The organism is Clostridium cibarium (genome assembly GCF_014836335.1).
GTDB lineage: Bacteria > Bacillota > Clostridia > Clostridiales > Clostridiaceae > Clostridium > Clostridium cibarium.
On record NZ_JACSRA010000005.1, the window covers coordinates 25,322 to 41,041 of the forward strand.

13 protein-coding genes and 2 pseudogenes are annotated in these 15,720 nt (G+C 30.5%); 3 read left to right on the forward strand and 12 right to left on the reverse strand.

The genetic code is table 11. The annotated features are described in order from the left end of the window. Positions 1 to 118 precede the first annotated feature (118 nt). Positions 119 to 1,696: an endo-1,4-beta-xylanase gene (locus H9661_RS04305; protein ID WP_185966736.1), complete on the forward strand. Its 1,578-nt coding sequence runs from the start codon at positions 119 to 121 to the stop codon at positions 1,694 to 1,696. An 83-nt stretch (positions 1,697 to 1,779) separates the two neighbouring features. Here the strand turns inward: H9661_RS04305 and H9661_RS04310 are convergent, their stop codons facing one another. From H9661_RS04310 to H9661_RS04330, 6 genes and pseudogenes are all read right to left on the reverse strand, one after another. After that, complete coding sequence (locus tag H9661_RS04310; RefSeq protein WP_191767795.1) at positions 1,780 to 2,313, reverse strand: P-loop NTPase family protein; 534 nt, start codon at positions 2,311 to 2,313, stop codon at positions 1,780 to 1,782. A gap of 90 nt (positions 2,314 to 2,403) precedes the next feature. Continuing rightward, the gene (locus H9661_RS19985) at positions 2,404 to 3,135 is read right to left on the reverse strand and encodes an FAD-binding oxidoreductase (RefSeq protein ID WP_243129559.1); all 732 of its coding nucleotides are present in this window, start codon (positions 3,133 to 3,135) and stop codon (positions 2,404 to 2,406) included. A 21-nt stretch (positions 3,136 to 3,156) separates the two neighbouring features. Beyond that, positions 3,157 to 3,261 (reverse strand): annotated as a pseudogene (locus tag H9661_RS19520) (rubredoxin-like domain-containing protein); the annotation flags it as partial. 401 nt (positions 3,262 to 3,662) lie between these two features. Continuing rightward, on the reverse strand, positions 3,663 to 4,556 hold the full coding sequence (locus H9661_RS04320; protein WP_243240332.1) for a polysaccharide deacetylase family protein: 894 nt from the start codon (positions 4,554 to 4,556) through the stop codon (positions 3,663 to 3,665). A 96-nt stretch (positions 4,557 to 4,652) separates the two neighbouring features. Then, positions 4,653 to 6,848, reverse strand: coding sequence for a glycoside hydrolase family 9 protein (locus H9661_RS04325; protein ID WP_191767796.1), 2,196 nt, complete (start codon positions 6,846 to 6,848; stop codon positions 4,653 to 4,655). A 255-nt stretch (positions 6,849 to 7,103) separates the two neighbouring features. Then, positions 7,104 to 7,457 carry a hypothetical protein gene (locus H9661_RS04330; protein WP_143315531.1) on the reverse strand — a complete coding sequence of 118 codons (354 nt, stop codon included), beginning with the start codon at positions 7,455 to 7,457 and terminating at the stop codon, positions 7,104 to 7,106. A gap of 238 nt (positions 7,458 to 7,695) precedes the next feature. Between H9661_RS04330 and H9661_RS04335 the strand changes: the two genes are divergently transcribed. Then, positions 7,696 to 7,908 (forward strand): alpha/beta-type small acid-soluble spore protein, encoded by a 213-nt coding sequence (locus H9661_RS04335; protein WP_143315532.1) that lies wholly within the window; start codon positions 7,696 to 7,698, stop codon positions 7,906 to 7,908. Between the two features lie 144 nt (positions 7,909 to 8,052). Here H9661_RS04335 and H9661_RS04340 read toward each other — a convergent pair whose 3' ends face one another. The 4 genes and pseudogenes from H9661_RS04340 to H9661_RS04355 all read right to left on the reverse strand — a co-directional run bounded on the left by H9661_RS04340 (position 8,053) and on the right by H9661_RS04355 (position 13,129). Then, positions 8,053 to 9,474: a 6-phospho-beta-glucosidase gene (locus tag H9661_RS04340; RefSeq protein ID WP_143315534.1), complete on the reverse strand. Its 1,422-nt coding sequence runs from the start codon at positions 9,472 to 9,474 to the stop codon at positions 8,053 to 8,055. Positions 9,475 to 9,622: 148 nt separating this feature from the next. Continuing rightward, a complete protein-coding gene (locus H9661_RS04345) occupies positions 9,623 to 11,335 on the reverse strand; it encodes a methyl-accepting chemotaxis protein (RefSeq protein WP_243240333.1) in 1,713 nt (570 codons plus the stop codon). Positions 11,336 to 11,628: 293 nt separating this feature from the next. After that, positions 11,629 to 12,810 (reverse strand): annotated as a pseudogene (locus H9661_RS04350) (methyl-accepting chemotaxis protein); the annotation flags it as partial. A 169-nt stretch (positions 12,811 to 12,979) separates the two neighbouring features. Beyond that, positions 12,980 to 13,129, reverse strand: a complete 150-nt coding sequence (locus tag H9661_RS04355) for a hypothetical protein (RefSeq protein ID WP_191767797.1) — start codon at positions 13,127 to 13,129, stop codon at positions 12,980 to 12,982. A 319-nt stretch (positions 13,130 to 13,448) separates the two neighbouring features. Between H9661_RS04355 and H9661_RS04360 the strand changes: the two genes are divergently transcribed. Continuing rightward, on the forward strand, positions 13,449 to 13,772 hold the full coding sequence (locus H9661_RS04360; RefSeq protein WP_143315538.1) for a winged helix-turn-helix transcriptional regulator: 324 nt from the start codon (positions 13,449 to 13,451) through the stop codon (positions 13,770 to 13,772). A gap of 36 nt (positions 13,773 to 13,808) precedes the next feature. Here the strand turns inward: H9661_RS04360 and H9661_RS04365 are convergent, their stop codons facing one another. Both H9661_RS04365 and uvsE read right to left on the reverse strand, forming a co-directional pair. Next, complete coding sequence (locus H9661_RS04365; protein WP_191767798.1) at positions 13,809 to 14,213, reverse strand: pyridoxamine 5'-phosphate oxidase family protein; 405 nt, start codon at positions 14,211 to 14,213, stop codon at positions 13,809 to 13,811. Between the two features lie 140 nt (positions 14,214 to 14,353). Beyond that, a complete protein-coding gene (gene uvsE / locus H9661_RS04370) occupies positions 14,354 to 15,607 on the reverse strand; it encodes a UV DNA damage repair endonuclease UvsE (RefSeq protein ID WP_143315542.1) in 1,254 nt (417 codons plus the stop codon). Positions 15,608 to 15,720 lie beyond the last annotated feature (113 nt).

Sequence of the window (15,720 nt, forward strand, 5' to 3'; positions counted from 1 at the left end):
TCTCTAAATAAAAAAGTCGTAATCGGCTCTATATCATTCTTAAAAGGCCATGCACTCCACTTCTATTATGATACAATATTACATAATATACAAATTAAACTAAATCAAGGAGGTAATTATGTTAAAATCTAAAATTACAAAAACAATTATTAAATTTATAATACCAATTTTTATTTTATCGTCCATGTCAACATTTAAAGTTCATGCTGAAGAAACAAAAACAGCTGAAACAAAGTTTTTAGGAAACATTTTTGATAACACTGCTCCTTCAGACTTTGCTAACTACTGGAATCAAGTCACTCCAGAAAATGGAACAAAGTGGGGTTCTGTAGAACAAACTCAAGATAATATGAGTTGGAATTGGGCTGATAAAGATTATAACTATGCAAAGACTAACAACTTCCCATTTAAATTCCATACCTTAGTATGGGGAAGTCAACAACCAAAGTGGATAGATTCACTTTCAGCTACCGATCAAAAGGGAGAAGTTGAAGAATGGATTCAAGCTGCTGGAGAAAGATACCCTAATTCCGATTTTGTAGATGTTGTAAATGAACCATTACATGCAAAACCATCATATAAAGATGCAATAGGCGGTGATGGTTCTACAGGATGGGACTGGATAATTTGGTCATTTGAACAAGCAAAAAAAGCCTTTCCAAATTCAAAATTATTAATTAATGAATATGGAATTATAGGTGATCCAGCTGCAGCAAAACAATATGTTCAAATTATAAATATACTAAAAGAAAAAGGTCTAATCGATGGAATAGGAATACAATGCCATCAATTCAATGTAGACACTGTTTCTGTAAAAACAATGAATGATGTTCTAGGAATATTAGATACAACAGGTTTACCAATATACGTATCAGAACTTGATATAACTGGTGATGATGCTACTCAATTAGCAAGATATAAAGAAAAATTTCCTGTTCTTTGGGAACATAAATCTGTTAAAGGTATAACATTATGGGGTTATATCCAAGGTAAAACATGGAAAGATAATACTCATTTAGTTACTACTACAGGTGAAGAACGCCCAGCTCTTAAATGGTTAAAATACTATGTAAGTGGAGCTCCAGATACTGAAGCACCAACTGCACCTACAGGATTAACAAATACATCAAAGACTTCTAATTCTATTAGTCTTTCTTGGACAGCCTCTAGTGATAATGTTGGAGTAGGAACATATGATATTTATAACGGTGAAAAGTTAGTTGGATCGACTTCATCAACAAGTTACACAGTAACAGGATTAAGTCCAAGCACTGATTATAGCTTTACTGTAAAGGCTAAAGATATGTCTGGTAATGAATCTCCAGCAAGTGATGCAATAACTGCAACTACAGCTGATTCTTCTGTGGCACCTTTAAGCGATATTGTTGTAGCATATAATGTTAATAGCTGGGGCGATGGTGGTACTGTTAATGTAACAATAAAAAATACTGGCAAAACTGATATAAATGGATGGACATTAGATTGGACTCTTCCTGAAAACCAAAGCATAGCTAACCTTTGGTGTGGAAGCTACACAACTAGTGGAAACTCAGTATCAGTTAAAGATGCAGGCTGGAATGGACATATTGCTGCCAATGGCGGAACTGCTACATTTGGTTTCAATATAAACTTTAACGGCTCTTCTGAAAAGCCTACTGAATTCACTATTAATGGACTAAAATGTCAAGTCCAATAATATATAAATCTTTTTAAGTATTAATATAAAGCTGATGTTTTTTCACCCTAAAACATCAGCTTTATATGCTTTTACTTCTTATATTATCTAATTTCCTGCTTAACTTTGAACTTTTCTTTGCCAAATAACTTTCTTCCTTCACTACGTTTGTGTAATACAATGACATTTTTATCCCTTACACCTTCTAAAATCTCATAATATCTTTTTCTATTATTTTTATTAAAATTCCATACCCACTTTAAAAATTCTATATCAAATTTTTCTGGACAACTTTCACCCATATCTGCACGAGTTTTACTATAATTGCTTATTACTCTTTTTATAACTCCAAGTAAGCAAGTAATTCGAGAATAATCTAAATAAATAACGGTATTACATCTATTTAATCTTTTGGGAATTGTCCTATTGAAATTTCCATCAATGATCCAAGAATCTTTAATAAGTTCTTTGTCAAGCAATTGATCAAATTCTTCTTTAGAAACAGATTTCCATCCAGCTCTCCAAAATAATTTATCTAAATGTATAACTGGAATATCCATCATTTCTCCAAGATTTCTTGCTAATGTGGATTTTCCACTTCCACCACAGCCAATTATCATTATCCTTTTATTCTCCATTTTTTTATCTCCTGTCTAGCTTAATTCAAAAACTCATATATCTGTGAAATGAATCACTTACTTTATATGGATATTTTACCATAAGATAACTTATTTTTCAGATAAGTCTGCTGATGGCCCAAACACTTCATAATTTATGGATGATTTATCAGTCACTATATTAGTTAAACATATATATATATGTTTCATAAAACCTAATGGTCCACAAAAATAAAATTCGCCATCCTTTGGTAAGCTTTTTTCAATCCACTCATTTGATACAAATCCTAAATGATCATAATCAACTCCAATTTTATCTTTATCCAAAGGTTCTGAATAAAATACTTCCGTTTGCACATTATTATTCTCTTTGACTATCTTCTTAATTTCTGACTTAAATGTATGGGCTGAAGAATTCAAAACTGCTTGAACAAATATTATTTCTCTTCCCGAATTAGATGCTTCATATAGCATTGACATCACTGGAGTAATTCCAATTCCACCACTCATTAAAATTAACGGTCTATTGCTATCCTTAAGTATGAATTGACCTAGTGGCTCTGATATTTCTAGCACGTCACCTTCAAATACATTATCATGCAAATATCTAGATACTAACCCCTTTTCTTCTCTTTTAACGCTTATTCTATAAAAATCTTCACCTGGTTTCATAGACAAACTATATTGTCTAACTTCATCTACACCGTCTATATTTAGTTTAACAGCAATAAATTGTCCCGCCTTATGCTTTTTTAATTGTACTTTCTCTATAGATTTTAAATAAAAAGATGTTACAACATCATTTTCTTTAACCTTCTTTTCAACCTTAAATCTTTTATATATACCATCTTCTTTATTTTCAAATACTTCTTCAAACTTATCTGCTCCAGCCTTACAAATTGGACATATCTCTGGAACTTCATATCCTTCATAAATATATCCACAAATTAAACATACAAATTTTCTCATAACCTTTCCTCCATAAACTCAAAATTTTTATTAGGATTTTTCACTTATTGTGTGTTATATTATAAAATTATACATTTTCCTTCATTGATAATCAATAATTATTATTATAAAATATTAAATTCTCACAACTTTTTATAATCTTCCATTACCTCAGCTACTGAGTATAATGCCAAGCGCAATAGTTTAAATTAACCTTTAAAAAGTATTATATCTATATAAATATTCATTTATAAACTTCTGTATTAAATAAATGTTGTTATCTTATTATAAAAATATTTTTACGCACTCATTTATATGCAATCTACTTTTATGCTTTTAATTATTACCAACATTTTTTTAATACACATCACTAATAAATAGAAAAACAGCAATGACAAATTACTATCATTGCTGTTTTCCTATTATTTATTTACATTTGTCCATATTTTATATTCAACATTTGGATTTACACCCTTTTGCTTAAATAAATCACTTACAGTTACAAATTTAAATCCTTTGTCTTGTAACCCCTTGATTATCCCATCAAGAGCATCAACTGTTTGTGTATTTCCATATAAGTCATGAAGAAGTATAATATCCCCATCTTTTGCACTACTTAAAATAGTTTTTTCTCTAGATTGTGCACTAACAGATGAATCCCAATCTGTGCAGTTTATTCCGCAGATAAATGGCATGTCTATATTTTCATACATTGTATTATTAACTGCTATATATGGTGGTCTGAAAAACTTTGGTCTTACTCCAACCATATTAAATATTCTATCACTTGTTTTTTGAATTTCATCTTTTATATTACTACCAGACATCTCATTCATATATGAATGACTCCAAGAATGATTGTTTATTTCACACCCTTGCTTTAACTCTCTTTCTAAAATAGACTTTGTTTCATCTGTGATATTTGAACCAATCAAAAAGAAAGAAGCTGGCACATTATGCTTTTGTAGCTTGTCTAATACTAATGCTGTAACATTACTTGGTCCATCATCAAAAGTTAATGCCACTAGTTTATCACCAGTAGGATTTGTTGTTCCTCCATCATACACTTTCCATACACCCCATTGTCCTGTAGTTCCTGGAGTCTGACCTAATGTCCACCATTGTGCTATCCAGAGTTTTCCTCCATAGGACACAATGTTTCCAGTGTTATAAATTGTGTTTGCATTCCATTCCGAATAACTTTCTGCCGCCATAGCTATTTGTATATTCTTACCTCCTTGAGTAGGTAAATTGAATGGAAGTAAAGTAGCAAATGTAAATATTAATATCAATAATAAACCTTGAATTTTCTTCATTACTCTCCCCCCAATTAATGTAGAAATGAAAATGAAGAATATACATAAAACATTTTATATACTATTCTTCATTCTCATAACTTAATTCTCTACTATCTAATCTCTATCAACTTCTGCCATAGCGCAAACAAATGGTGAGTTCCAATAGATGTCTACTTCATTAGTAGAATAACTCTCTTGATTATCAATATAGCATCTAGCAGGAGCTAGTCCATCTAATTCAGCTACTGCTGTTGGATCTTCTAACCCACTATTTGGTCCACCTGCAATCATACCTGGCACTGCCTTTTCTTGTACTATAGATGGTCTATGATGTGGATGTTTCATAGAATCTGTACCATAACCTGAAACAAAGCATTTACCTAATGAATTTTTACCAAAGCAATAGTTAATATGTTCTTTTGCATATTCTAAATACTCTTCATTAGGAAAAATCTTATAAGCCTTTGCAAGGAATATAGCATTATTATTTACATTCATATTGCTTCCCCAGTAATAACCTTTTGTTCCACTTGGAATGTTGTATCCATCATTCTTGTCTAAACATACAATATGTTGAGCCTCATTTATAATGTAATTTCTAATATTGCCAGCTACATTTTGATCAGCACCTTTAGCTGATATATATGCCAAATTACCGAAGTCTCCAACACTTTGCCAACCTAATCCTGAACTAATCTTTTTATTTTCTAATGCTTTAAAGGCATCGTCATATTTACTATCCCCTGTTGCTTTGAAAAGCTGAGCTGCAGCCCAATATCTTTCATCAGTATCATCATTGTCCTCGTATGCTCCAGTAACAATACCTGTTGGATTTGAAACAGGAGTATTTGGTTTATCTTTTAAGTATGCCCAAGCTTTTTCTCCTGCTGCTAAACATTTTTCTGCTAAGGATGGGTCTATATCCTTAAAGTTTTCATATCCCATTGCCATAACTGCTGCAAAGTCTCCTGTTGCAGTTGTTGAGATAGGACATACAATAAGTTCAGCTGTTTCGTCTTGTGGCATTACATGACCTGGGAAACCGGCACATGTTACTTTATGATAAACACCACCACTTGTTTGATCCTGCATTTTTAATAACCACTGTAATTGATATTTTATTTCATCTAAAACATCTGGGATGCCATTTCCACTTTCAGGAATATTGAAATCATCTCCAAAAGCAGCTTTATTGTCATTGTAAGCTGTCAAAAGGTCTGCTGCTGCTGTTGAAGTAGCAACTACATAACGTCCATAATCACCTGCATCATGCCAACCACCAGACACATCTATTTTTTGATCTGTTCCATATATTCTAGCTAAATCTGTGTGACAAGCTGGATGTGCCCATTTACCACCTAAACTTTCTGGTATCTCTTGTCCACATCTTTGCATATAGAAAAATCTTACTGCATCTTTAAATACATTCTTATAAACATCTTGTCCTATAGTAAACTTATAAGAACTACCTAGTCCATCAGTCTCAATAGTATAAGTACCTGGTGTTTTTACAGATGAAAAATCACCAAATCTGTCTGTCTCACCTGCTGCCTCATTGTTAATTGACCCATTAATATAGCCCTCATAAACTACCTCTTTCGTGCTAGTTGAAACGACTCTAAATTTACGATCTTCACTAGCTGCCCTAAATACAATCTTTTTCTTATCCTCTGGTTTATATCCTAATTGATTTAAAACAATTTTTTGCTCTACTTTTGGAGCATCATCTTCATCATAAGTTACTCCAGTATCATCAAGAAGAACTAATTTAACATTATCAATTTTAATAGAATGTTCTGGAAGATCTCCTCCCCCTACATTTCCAAGATTAAATGCAAGTCTTGGAGCTTTATCATTGTCCTCTGTCATAGTAAAATCATCTGATACTTTTTGAACTTTGCTAGTTGTATCTATTTTCCCATAAGTATAAGAACGATAATCTCCCTTATTACGCTGAATTGTATATTCTACTTTTCTATCAGTTGTTGAACTTATATCAAACTCTAAGTGATATTTCCCATTTTTAAGCATCTTAAAGCCATCATAATAAACTTGCAGACTATATGATACATTTCCACAATTATCTACTTCTGCATTAAGAGCACCATCTTGCTGTGATACTTTGCCAACACCGCCATCTGTTGTGTAATTTCCCCATCCCTTTAGATTTGTATCAAAATTTCCATTCTTAACTAAATTAGTATCAGCCTGAGTGGCCTTTGCAACTGTTTGAAAACTACTATTACCAACAAGCATACTTATGGATAATGCTATACCTGCTAATAATGAAATTATCTTTTTTGTTTTCATGATTTATTCCCCCTAATTTTTATATATTTACAATTTCATGTTCTCACAAGATGAAAATTAAATAAATACTAATTTCACAAAACATACAATTTTACTCATCAATTACAAACATAGCAATTATTCCAGTTTACGACAAAAAAACATATCTTTCATGAAATTATTGTCTTCTTTAATCTAAATAAAAAATAAACCCAGTAGTTAGCTTAAAATTGCTTTCTACTAAGGTTTATAAATTTTTCTACTTTTAATATATAACTAATGTCCTAAAATCAATCTTTGTCTACATTCTGATCTTTGAAATGATGACATTTTAGTTATGTTTTTTTCCATCCATTTTCTTTGTGCATAAGAGAACCTTGTTCCAAAGAATAACAAAAATTGATTGTTGTAATATTCATTTTCAAGTCCGTATTTCGATTCAGTGAATTTAACATAACCTAAAGCTTCTAATAATGCTGTATCATGAAGATAAATCTGTTTTTCTTCATCAAATAGCTTTAAATCTAAGCCTTTTTCTAAATGTGATGCTAAAAGATTATGTTTAGACTCCCCACACCTGTAAAAATCTCCTTCTCTTGATAACCACCCACATATACCTATCTTCTCCATCTTATTAATAGGATAGATACTTATAATATCCTCCTATTTTCCACCTACCTCTCGTCCATAACTATCTCTAATAAAATATAAAACTTATTAATTAATTATCGTCACATTTCTTCAAAAATTTTAGTTCCATTTTAATTTTTTTTACCATAACTGTGCTATAAAATCTTCTCTTCATAAATTATCTAAGTATATTTTGATTTTAAAATATAAAACTAATACTGATATGGAGGTGTTAATTATGAGTAGAAGACCTTTAGTTCCTGGAGCTAAGGAAAAGTTAAATAAGTTAAAAGCAGAATTTGCAAACGAAAATGGTATAAATCTTAATGATGAAAGCTATAAAGGTAATGTTACTTCAAGGGATAATGGACATGTCGTTGGAAGTATTGGTGGATTAATGACAAAAAAAATGATAGAAGAATATGAAAAAGGATTGGTTAATAAAAAGTAATTTTTTATGCATAGCTTTAATAGCATATTATACAATATCTTTCTACAGCCTATCAAAGCTTATGTACTTATTATTCTAATTTTAAGACTGTTAAGTCTATTAAAAAACTACCTCTATGAAAAATCATAAAGGTAGTTTTCTTACTTATTCTAAATTTTCTCCATTTGATTCTATAACTTTTTTATACCAATAGAAGCTCTTCTTAGGTTTTCTTTCTAATGTTCCAGTTCCTTCATTATCTTTATCTACATATATAAAACCATAACGTTTTTTCATTTCCCCTGTAGATGCGCTTACTAAGTCTATGCATCCCCACATAGTGTAGCCCATAAGGTCAACTCCATCCTTAACAGCTTCATTCATTTCTACTATGTGATCTCTTAAATAATCTATTCTATAATCATCATTAATAGTTCCATCTTCTTCTACAACATCTACTGCTCCTAGCCCATTTTCAACTACCATTACTGGGATTTGATATCTGTCATAAATATGATTTAAAGTCCATCTTAATCCCTTAGGATCAATTTGCCATCCCCAATCTGAAGCCTTTAAATATGGATTTTTTATTCCTCCTAGTAGATTTCCTGAAGTTTCTTGCTTTTCTGGGTCTGTACTTACAGCATTAGACATATAGTAACTAAATGAATAGAAATCTACACATCCTTCTCTTAATATATTCTCATCATCTTTTTCCATTCTTATCTTTATATTATTTTCTTCAAAGTAACGCTTAGCAAAACCTGGATAATGTCCTCTTACTTGTACATCGCCACATAACCCATTTTGTATCTGGTCCTTTTGTTGTGCTAATAATATATCATCTGGATTACATGTATATGGATATAATGTCATATAGGCAATCATACATCCTATTTTAAAATCTGGGTTTATTTCATGTCCTAATTTAACTGCTTTAGCACTTGCTATAAATTGATGATGAAGTGCTTGAAATCTTAGCTGATCAGAATTTTCTCCTTCTTTAACTAATATTCCGCCTCCCATAAAAGCTCCAAAATCTATTGTTAAGCAGTTAATTTCATTAAATGTTAGCCAATATTTAACCTTATTTTTATACCTTTTAAATATTGTTTCGCAATATCTTATATAACAATCAATTACTTCCCTTGAAGCCCATCCATTGTACTTTTTTGTAAGACCAAAAGGTGTTTCATAGTGAGATATAGTTACTAATGGTTCTATATTATATTTTTTCAATTCATCGAATACGTTATCATAAAACTTCAAGCCTTCTTCACTTGGTTCTAAATCATCACCATTTGGAAATATCCTAGACCAATTTATTGACATTCTAAAAGTCTTAAAGCCCATTTCCCCGAACATTTTTATATCTTCCTTATAGTGTCCATAAAAATCTATAGCTTCATGACTTGGATAGTATGTTCCTTCTTCAAGTTCTGGAGTTATACGTCTAGGTGTAGTATGTGTTCCACCTGTCATTACATCTGCTGTACTCAATCCCTTTCCACCTGCGTTCCATCCACCTTCAAATTGATTTGCGGCGGTTGCGCCTCCCCATAGGAATCCTTCTTTAAATTTATTCATATTTGAACCTCCTATTTCTTATTTGTTTTATATATTAATCATAAGAAAATATAACTATGTTTTCAAATATAATAACTTACATCTGTATAGGTACAGATTAATAATAACAAAAAAATCCTCTAAATAATATTAGAGGATTTTTTAGTTCCTATATTTTAAACGTAGATACAAGATTATTAAGTTGATCTACACTATCCTTGATAGAAATAGTTAAATCTATTATATCTTTTGTCATTTCTACTACGTTAGATGTTTTTTCAGCTATACTTGAAGTACCTTCTGCACCTTCATTTGTTGCTAAGCTTACCCCGCTTAACTCTCTTGTAATATCTTCAACAAGTAAGCTTATCTGTTCTGTTGCTTTACTGAAATCAGTTGATAAATTATAAATTCTTTGTGCATCTTCATTATACTTTTCTCCAGTTTCCACCATTGAATTGTAACCATCTTTTACTTGCTTATCAACAAATTCTAGTATTTCGCTGGAACTTTCAGTAAGGTTTTCCACAGAATTAAGAACAATTTGTGTTATTCTTTGTATTTCATTAACAGTATTAGTCGAATCCTCTGCAAGCTTTCTTATTTCATCCGCTACCACGGCAAAGCCTTTTCCAGCTTCCCCTGCTCTAGCAGCTTCTATTGCTGCATTTAAGGCTAGAAGATTTGTTTGTGATGTAATATCTAATATTGCTTCTGATAAAACTTTTATCTGTTCAACAGATTTTGATTGTTCTATTGCATCTCTTAAGTTCTTATTAGTTGTTAAATATATTTCACCTGCATTTTTCTGAGATGCTAGTGCATTTGATTTAACTTCATTTGCTCTATTACTTATGTCATTTGATGAAATAGCACTTTCTTTTGCCTTGTTTGAGACTTTTTCAATAGCACTTTCTATTTCTGTTGATGTAGCACTCATTTGCTCAGTAGATGCTGCAGTTTCTTGCATTCCAGCCGACAATTCTTCTGTTGTTGCAGATACATCTTCTATCTTAGAATTTAACTCTGTTATATTATTATCAGCATTTAAAACCATACTTTTAATGTTATTTGACTCATCAATAACTGATTTAATAACTCCTCTAATGGATTTTTGCATCTTATCAACAGCTCTTAACATTATTCCAATTTCATCATTATTCTTTAATAATTTTGGAGATACATCTTTACTAAAATCTCCTTCTGCCAAAATACCTAAGTGATCTGTTGCCACTTTTAATGAATATGTAATTGGCTTTACTATAAAAACTGTAAGTACTATTCCAAGAATTATCGCTGCACTTAATACAGATAATAATATAATTACAGATTTTTCATTGTTATCTTTTACCTCAGCATATGATTGATCTGCTTCTGCAACATGAGCTTTTAATAGGATATTTGCTCCTGAACGAACACTATCTAAAGTATTAGTATATTTATAGTAATAATCATATACTTCTTCAATCTTATACTTTCCAGATGTGGACATTTGCTTTATTGTCTCACATATTTTTATGTATTCTGGCATGCTATTTTCAAGTGATATAACTTTTCCCCTCTGTTCTCCACTTAAATTGAATTCTTTATAATCAGCAATATCATCAGATATACCTTTTAATTTTAAGTCTATTTGATCTAAAAATTCTTTTTGCTTTTCTTGATCTCCTATATTCAAAATTAAACTTAATAAAACCGTTTGACAAGTTCTTGATTGAATTCGCATATCATCTGCTAAATTTATAGCTTTCATCTCATCATTATACATAGTAGATATATTACTTTGTGATATAGTAGTAAAGTGATATCCTGTATACCCAATGGTAGCAGCAAATAATAGCAAAGTTACTGATAGTAACGTTACCTTGTGTAAAATTTTCATATTCTCATATCCCCCTTTATTAAGGCTACTCATAGTCCTAGTTAATGACAAAATTATAAGCCTAGATTCTACAAGTATCTCCCACCTATTAACATTTTAATTTGTAAGGTTAATATAATAATATTATAAATGAAGGTGTAATCATTTTCAGCGAAAGTATTCACAATAAATCAAATTTTATCAAACAAAACCACATAATCCAACATATTATTAAGTACATTCTGCACTTGTAGTTAATTTATATTAAAAAAATATGCCTCAAAAATTATTTTGAGACATACTTTTTAACACTTTTATATCTTAAATTCCCATATCATTTCATTTAGTTTCTGAGAAAGTTCTGCTTGACTTTGGGCAGTTAATGCAACTTGCTCTATTGCTTTCGTAGTTTCATCAATGCTTAACTTTATTGTTTCTACACGTTCAGTTGATTTTTGTGATGTCTGTGCCATATTTTGAACTGCTTCATTTACTTGTCCAACAGCAGCTGTAACTTCCTCTGTCATACAAGCTATTTCCTCTGTCATCTTACTAACAAAATCAGAATCATTATAATACTGCTCTCCTGTCTTACTATAAGAATCAAATTGTTTATTTACCTGAGTATTTATAAATTCTAATATATCACTACCTGTATCAACACTACTCTTAAATGCTTCTTGAACTTTTTCTATAGTTTCTTGGATACTTATTACAGCTTCTGAAGACTGCTCTGCAAGTTTTCTAATCTCCTCTGCTACTACTGCAAATCCTCTTCCTTGTTCCCCTGCACTAGCTGCCTCTATTGCTGCATTCAACGCTAGTAAATTAGTTCGTTCAGCGATACTACCTATAGTATCTGCCATGACCTTTATGCTATCTACTACTTTTCCATCTTCAATAGCCTTCATCATATTTTTTTGTTTATCATTATATAAACTTCTAGTTTTTTCTATAGCATTTTCACTACTTTTTTTAACTTCTGTAGCTCTTTCTTTAGACTCACTGGCTTGATTACTTCCATTCGCAGCTTTTGAAGAAAGTTCATTTATATTAGCATCTACTTCTTCAGCTGATGCACTTATCTCTTCTGTTGTTGCGCTAGTTTCTTGCATATATGATGCAATATTATCTACTTCCTCATCAATAGTTTCAGCCTTAGTAGTTATCTCCTCTGCTGTTGCTGAAAGTTCTTCTGCAGATGAACTTATTCCCTCTATAGTCCCAGTTATTTCCCTAATCATTTTACTTACATTGTTTTGAGCTTTATTCAATGCGCGTATTGCTTCTCCAAATTCATCTTCTCTACTTTCTTCTATAACTGATGAAAAATCGTAATTTGATAAACTTTCAGCAAATCTTTTAATCTTTCTTAGTGGCTCTACAAAACTTTTCTTTAATATAATAGTCATAATAGCTGCATATATAACTCCTATTATTGTTACACTGATTATTATTATATCATTACTATTAACAGTTAACCCTGTAACCTCACTTAATTTATGTGACGTATAAACGCCTGTCCCACCTATTATCAGCATAAGACCTATCATTGTCGAAAATATCCATACTATTTTTTTTAGTATAGGCATGTTTATAAAATATTTCATGCTAGTTCCTCCTTATTATTTTTTATCTATGCATATATATAATAAAGCTAAAAGCTTATTTCTTATGCTTTAAGTAATATGGATTAGATACATTTTTATAATATTCTAAACAAACTGAATTTAGTCTATTCCATCCTGTTAAAAAGATTTCTGGCATTCGTAGTATCCAATAATCTTCAGTTAATATTTCTGGTGAAATTTTCATTACTCTCCTCCACCCCTAGAATCATTAGCCATATTACCCCATATAATTACATTTATTGCAATTCCACTATAATTATACCATATTTTTGTTTATAGTTTCACTAACCATAAAAAGAAAAATAACTCCATAATGAAAAAATCATCCTCTTTATATATAATAATTGATTCATTGTACTTTCCTTCAACTAGTTTTTAAATACTATTACATTGATTTTGTCATCCTTTGATTTTATAATATATTTATCGATATCTATTGTAAACTAAGCACTCAATAGTGCTATAGTATCCTAAAAGATACTAAGGAGAGGAAGTGTATCTATATGCGAAAAGAATTTCCAGCTTGTCCTGTTGAAATAACTTTACAACTTATGGGCAATAAGTGGAAGGTGTTAATCATTAGAGATTTACTTGAAGGAACAAGACGCTTTGGTGAACTTAAAAAATCTATTGGATCAATAACCCAAAAGGTCCTTACTCAAAACTTAAGAGAAATGGAAGAGTCAGGCTTGCTTACACGTAAGGTTTACCCAGAAGTTCCACCAAAGGTTGAATATACATTAACTAAAACTGGTTATAGCTTAAAACCTATACTTGATTCTATGTATGCATGGGGAACTGATTACAAGGACAAACTTTCATCATAAAAAAAGCGGCTAAGCCGCTTTATAATTATTAATAAATTATAAATTATATTCTTTAGGTGGATTACCTGAAAAATCAGATATTACTGCTTTGGCTCCATCTAGATAAAAAATTTCAAATATAGGATTTTCAGCAGTTTGATAAAGTTTTTTTACCAGTCCACTAGATTCTATTACTTTCTTCTTTATCTCCAAATCCTTTGAAAATACAACTTTACCATTTAATCTTATCCAAGCGAACTTTGGACTTGCTACTGTAACTTCAACATAAGGATTTTTTTGAATTTCTGCATACACATCCTTTTCATTATTTGTGCAGAAATATAGCTTTCCACCTTCTTCAATCATAAATTGAAAAGGACGAGCTTTTGCTTTTCCATCTAATCCTACAGTTGCAAAATATTGCACTGGATTTTCTTTTAAAAATTTTACTACTTCATTCATTTCAATACCTCCTGGCATATTGTTTTATTACATTTTTTCATTGCAATTTTATAATAATTCAGAAGATACATTTTGTATAGTAAGCACTTAAAAGTGCTATAGTATCATTTTTGATACTATAGTGATAAAATCTATGTTTACTAAAGCACAAAATAATATGAGTGCAATAAACACTCTTCATTATACTTAACAGATAACCTAAACAGTGCACTTTTAATTTTATTAATTGATACTTTTCCATTCTTATAATCGTCAATAATTTTTAAAAAACTAGCTCTTTCTTTTTCTGTAGCAATATCTTTTAAACAATTCCAAATATGAGTTGCTACATTTATAGAATTTTCTACAGAGACTTCTTTCTGCAAAGCATCATCTACTAAATCATAAAACTTAATAGCAGGATAGCTACTTTTATCCTTTAATATCTCTCTTATCTCTGAATAGTTACTAGGTGAATTCTCTAAAACTTTATATTTATATCTACTCCATTCCTCTTCAAGCACATTAATATTATTATTAGATATGCAGTTAATGCATTTTACTGCTGAAAGATTCTTATCTTTAACTTCAAGCATTATATCTATGTCATTTCTATTTAATTCTTTAAAGAAATACATAAATTTATTTATATCAATAGTATTTGAATGCGAACCAATTTTTTTTAAAGGATTTTGCTCTGAATAATGTATCTTTTGATTCCCATCATCTTCTTTCCACGTCTTTTTACACTCATTAACCCATTCTATTGTACTTTTCTGCTCTCCTGAAAAATTTATATCATTATGTAAATTATCAAAAATCACTGGGATATTTAGCTTTGTACCTATTTCCAAAACATCTATAATATTATATAACTTATCATCATTTTCAATAACAAGCCTATTCTTTACAGATTCATCTAAGTACTGATAATTTCTAATAAATCTATCCACTGCCTCTCCCTTATCATTGTAAATTCCACCTATATGTAAAATCATCTTATGTTTTTTGGAAACTCCAAGCCTATCTAACACCCTAGCATGATAATTTAAATCATTCATCGATCTTTTTACAACATCATTACTAGGAGAATTTATTACAGTATACTGTCCCGGATGCATTGATACCCTCATACCACTTGACTTAATTTTTTCACTAATTTTCAATAATTCACTTGAGAAGACATCCCACCACTTAATGTTATTAACAGGATTTGATCCAAATGGTATTAAATCAGAAGTTATCCTAAAAAGCATTATATTATTTTCTATATTATAATCAATTATATTTTCAAGAGACTTTAGATTATGTGAAATCAATTCTAGTAGCTTTTCTTCTGTAACATTTTTAAGTATACAACTTTTAAAATTAGTACTTAATACTCCAATAGTTAGACATGCATATCCTATACTCATCTTATTCTCCCTTCATAGTTTAATCCATCTATACAGTATAACCATTTAGGATACTTTTCATTGATGTGCATTAAGCCTTTCACCAGTTAAATAAATTCTTAAACACCATAAGC

Excerpts from the sequence above, each read along its gene's own strand:
- H9661_RS04325 (WP_191767796.1), bottom strand. The coding sequence starts at position 6,848 with ATGAAAACAAAAAAGATAATTTCATTATTAGCAGGTATAGCATTATCC.
- H9661_RS04365 (WP_191767798.1), bottom strand. The coding sequence starts at position 14,213 with ATGAATGAAGTAGTAAAATTTTTAAAAGAAAATCCAGTGCAATATTTT.
- H9661_RS04345 (WP_243240333.1), bottom strand. The coding sequence starts at position 11,335 with ATGAAAATTTTACACAAGGTAACGTTACTATCAGTAACTTTGCTATTA.
- H9661_RS04305 (WP_185966736.1), top strand. The coding sequence starts at position 119 with ATGTTAAAATCTAAAATTACAAAAACAATTATTAAATTTATAATACCA.
- H9661_RS04355 (WP_191767797.1), bottom strand. The coding sequence starts at position 13,129 with ATGAAAATTTCACCAGAAATATTAACTGAAGATTATTGGATACTACGA.
- H9661_RS04310 (WP_191767795.1), bottom strand. The coding sequence starts at position 2,313 with ATGGAGAATAAAAGGATAATGATAATTGGCTGTGGTGGAAGTGGAAAA.
- H9661_RS04320 (WP_243240332.1), bottom strand. The coding sequence starts at position 4,556 with ATGAAGAAAATTCAAGGTTTATTATTGATATTAATATTTACATTTGCT.
- H9661_RS04360 (WP_143315538.1), top strand. The coding sequence starts at position 13,449 with ATGCGAAAAGAATTTCCAGCTTGTCCTGTTGAAATAACTTTACAACTT.
- uvsE (WP_143315542.1), bottom strand. The coding sequence starts at position 15,607 with ATGAGTATAGGATATGCATGTCTAACTATTGGAGTATTAAGTACTAAT.
- H9661_RS04340 (WP_143315534.1), bottom strand. The coding sequence starts at position 9,474 with ATGAATAAATTTAAAGAAGGATTCCTATGGGGAGGCGCAACCGCCGCA.
- H9661_RS04330 (WP_143315531.1), bottom strand. The coding sequence starts at position 7,457 with ATGGAGAAGATAGGTATATGTGGGTGGTTATCAAGAGAAGGAGATTTT.
- H9661_RS04335 (WP_143315532.1), top strand. The coding sequence starts at position 7,696 with ATGAGTAGAAGACCTTTAGTTCCTGGAGCTAAGGAAAAGTTAAATAAG.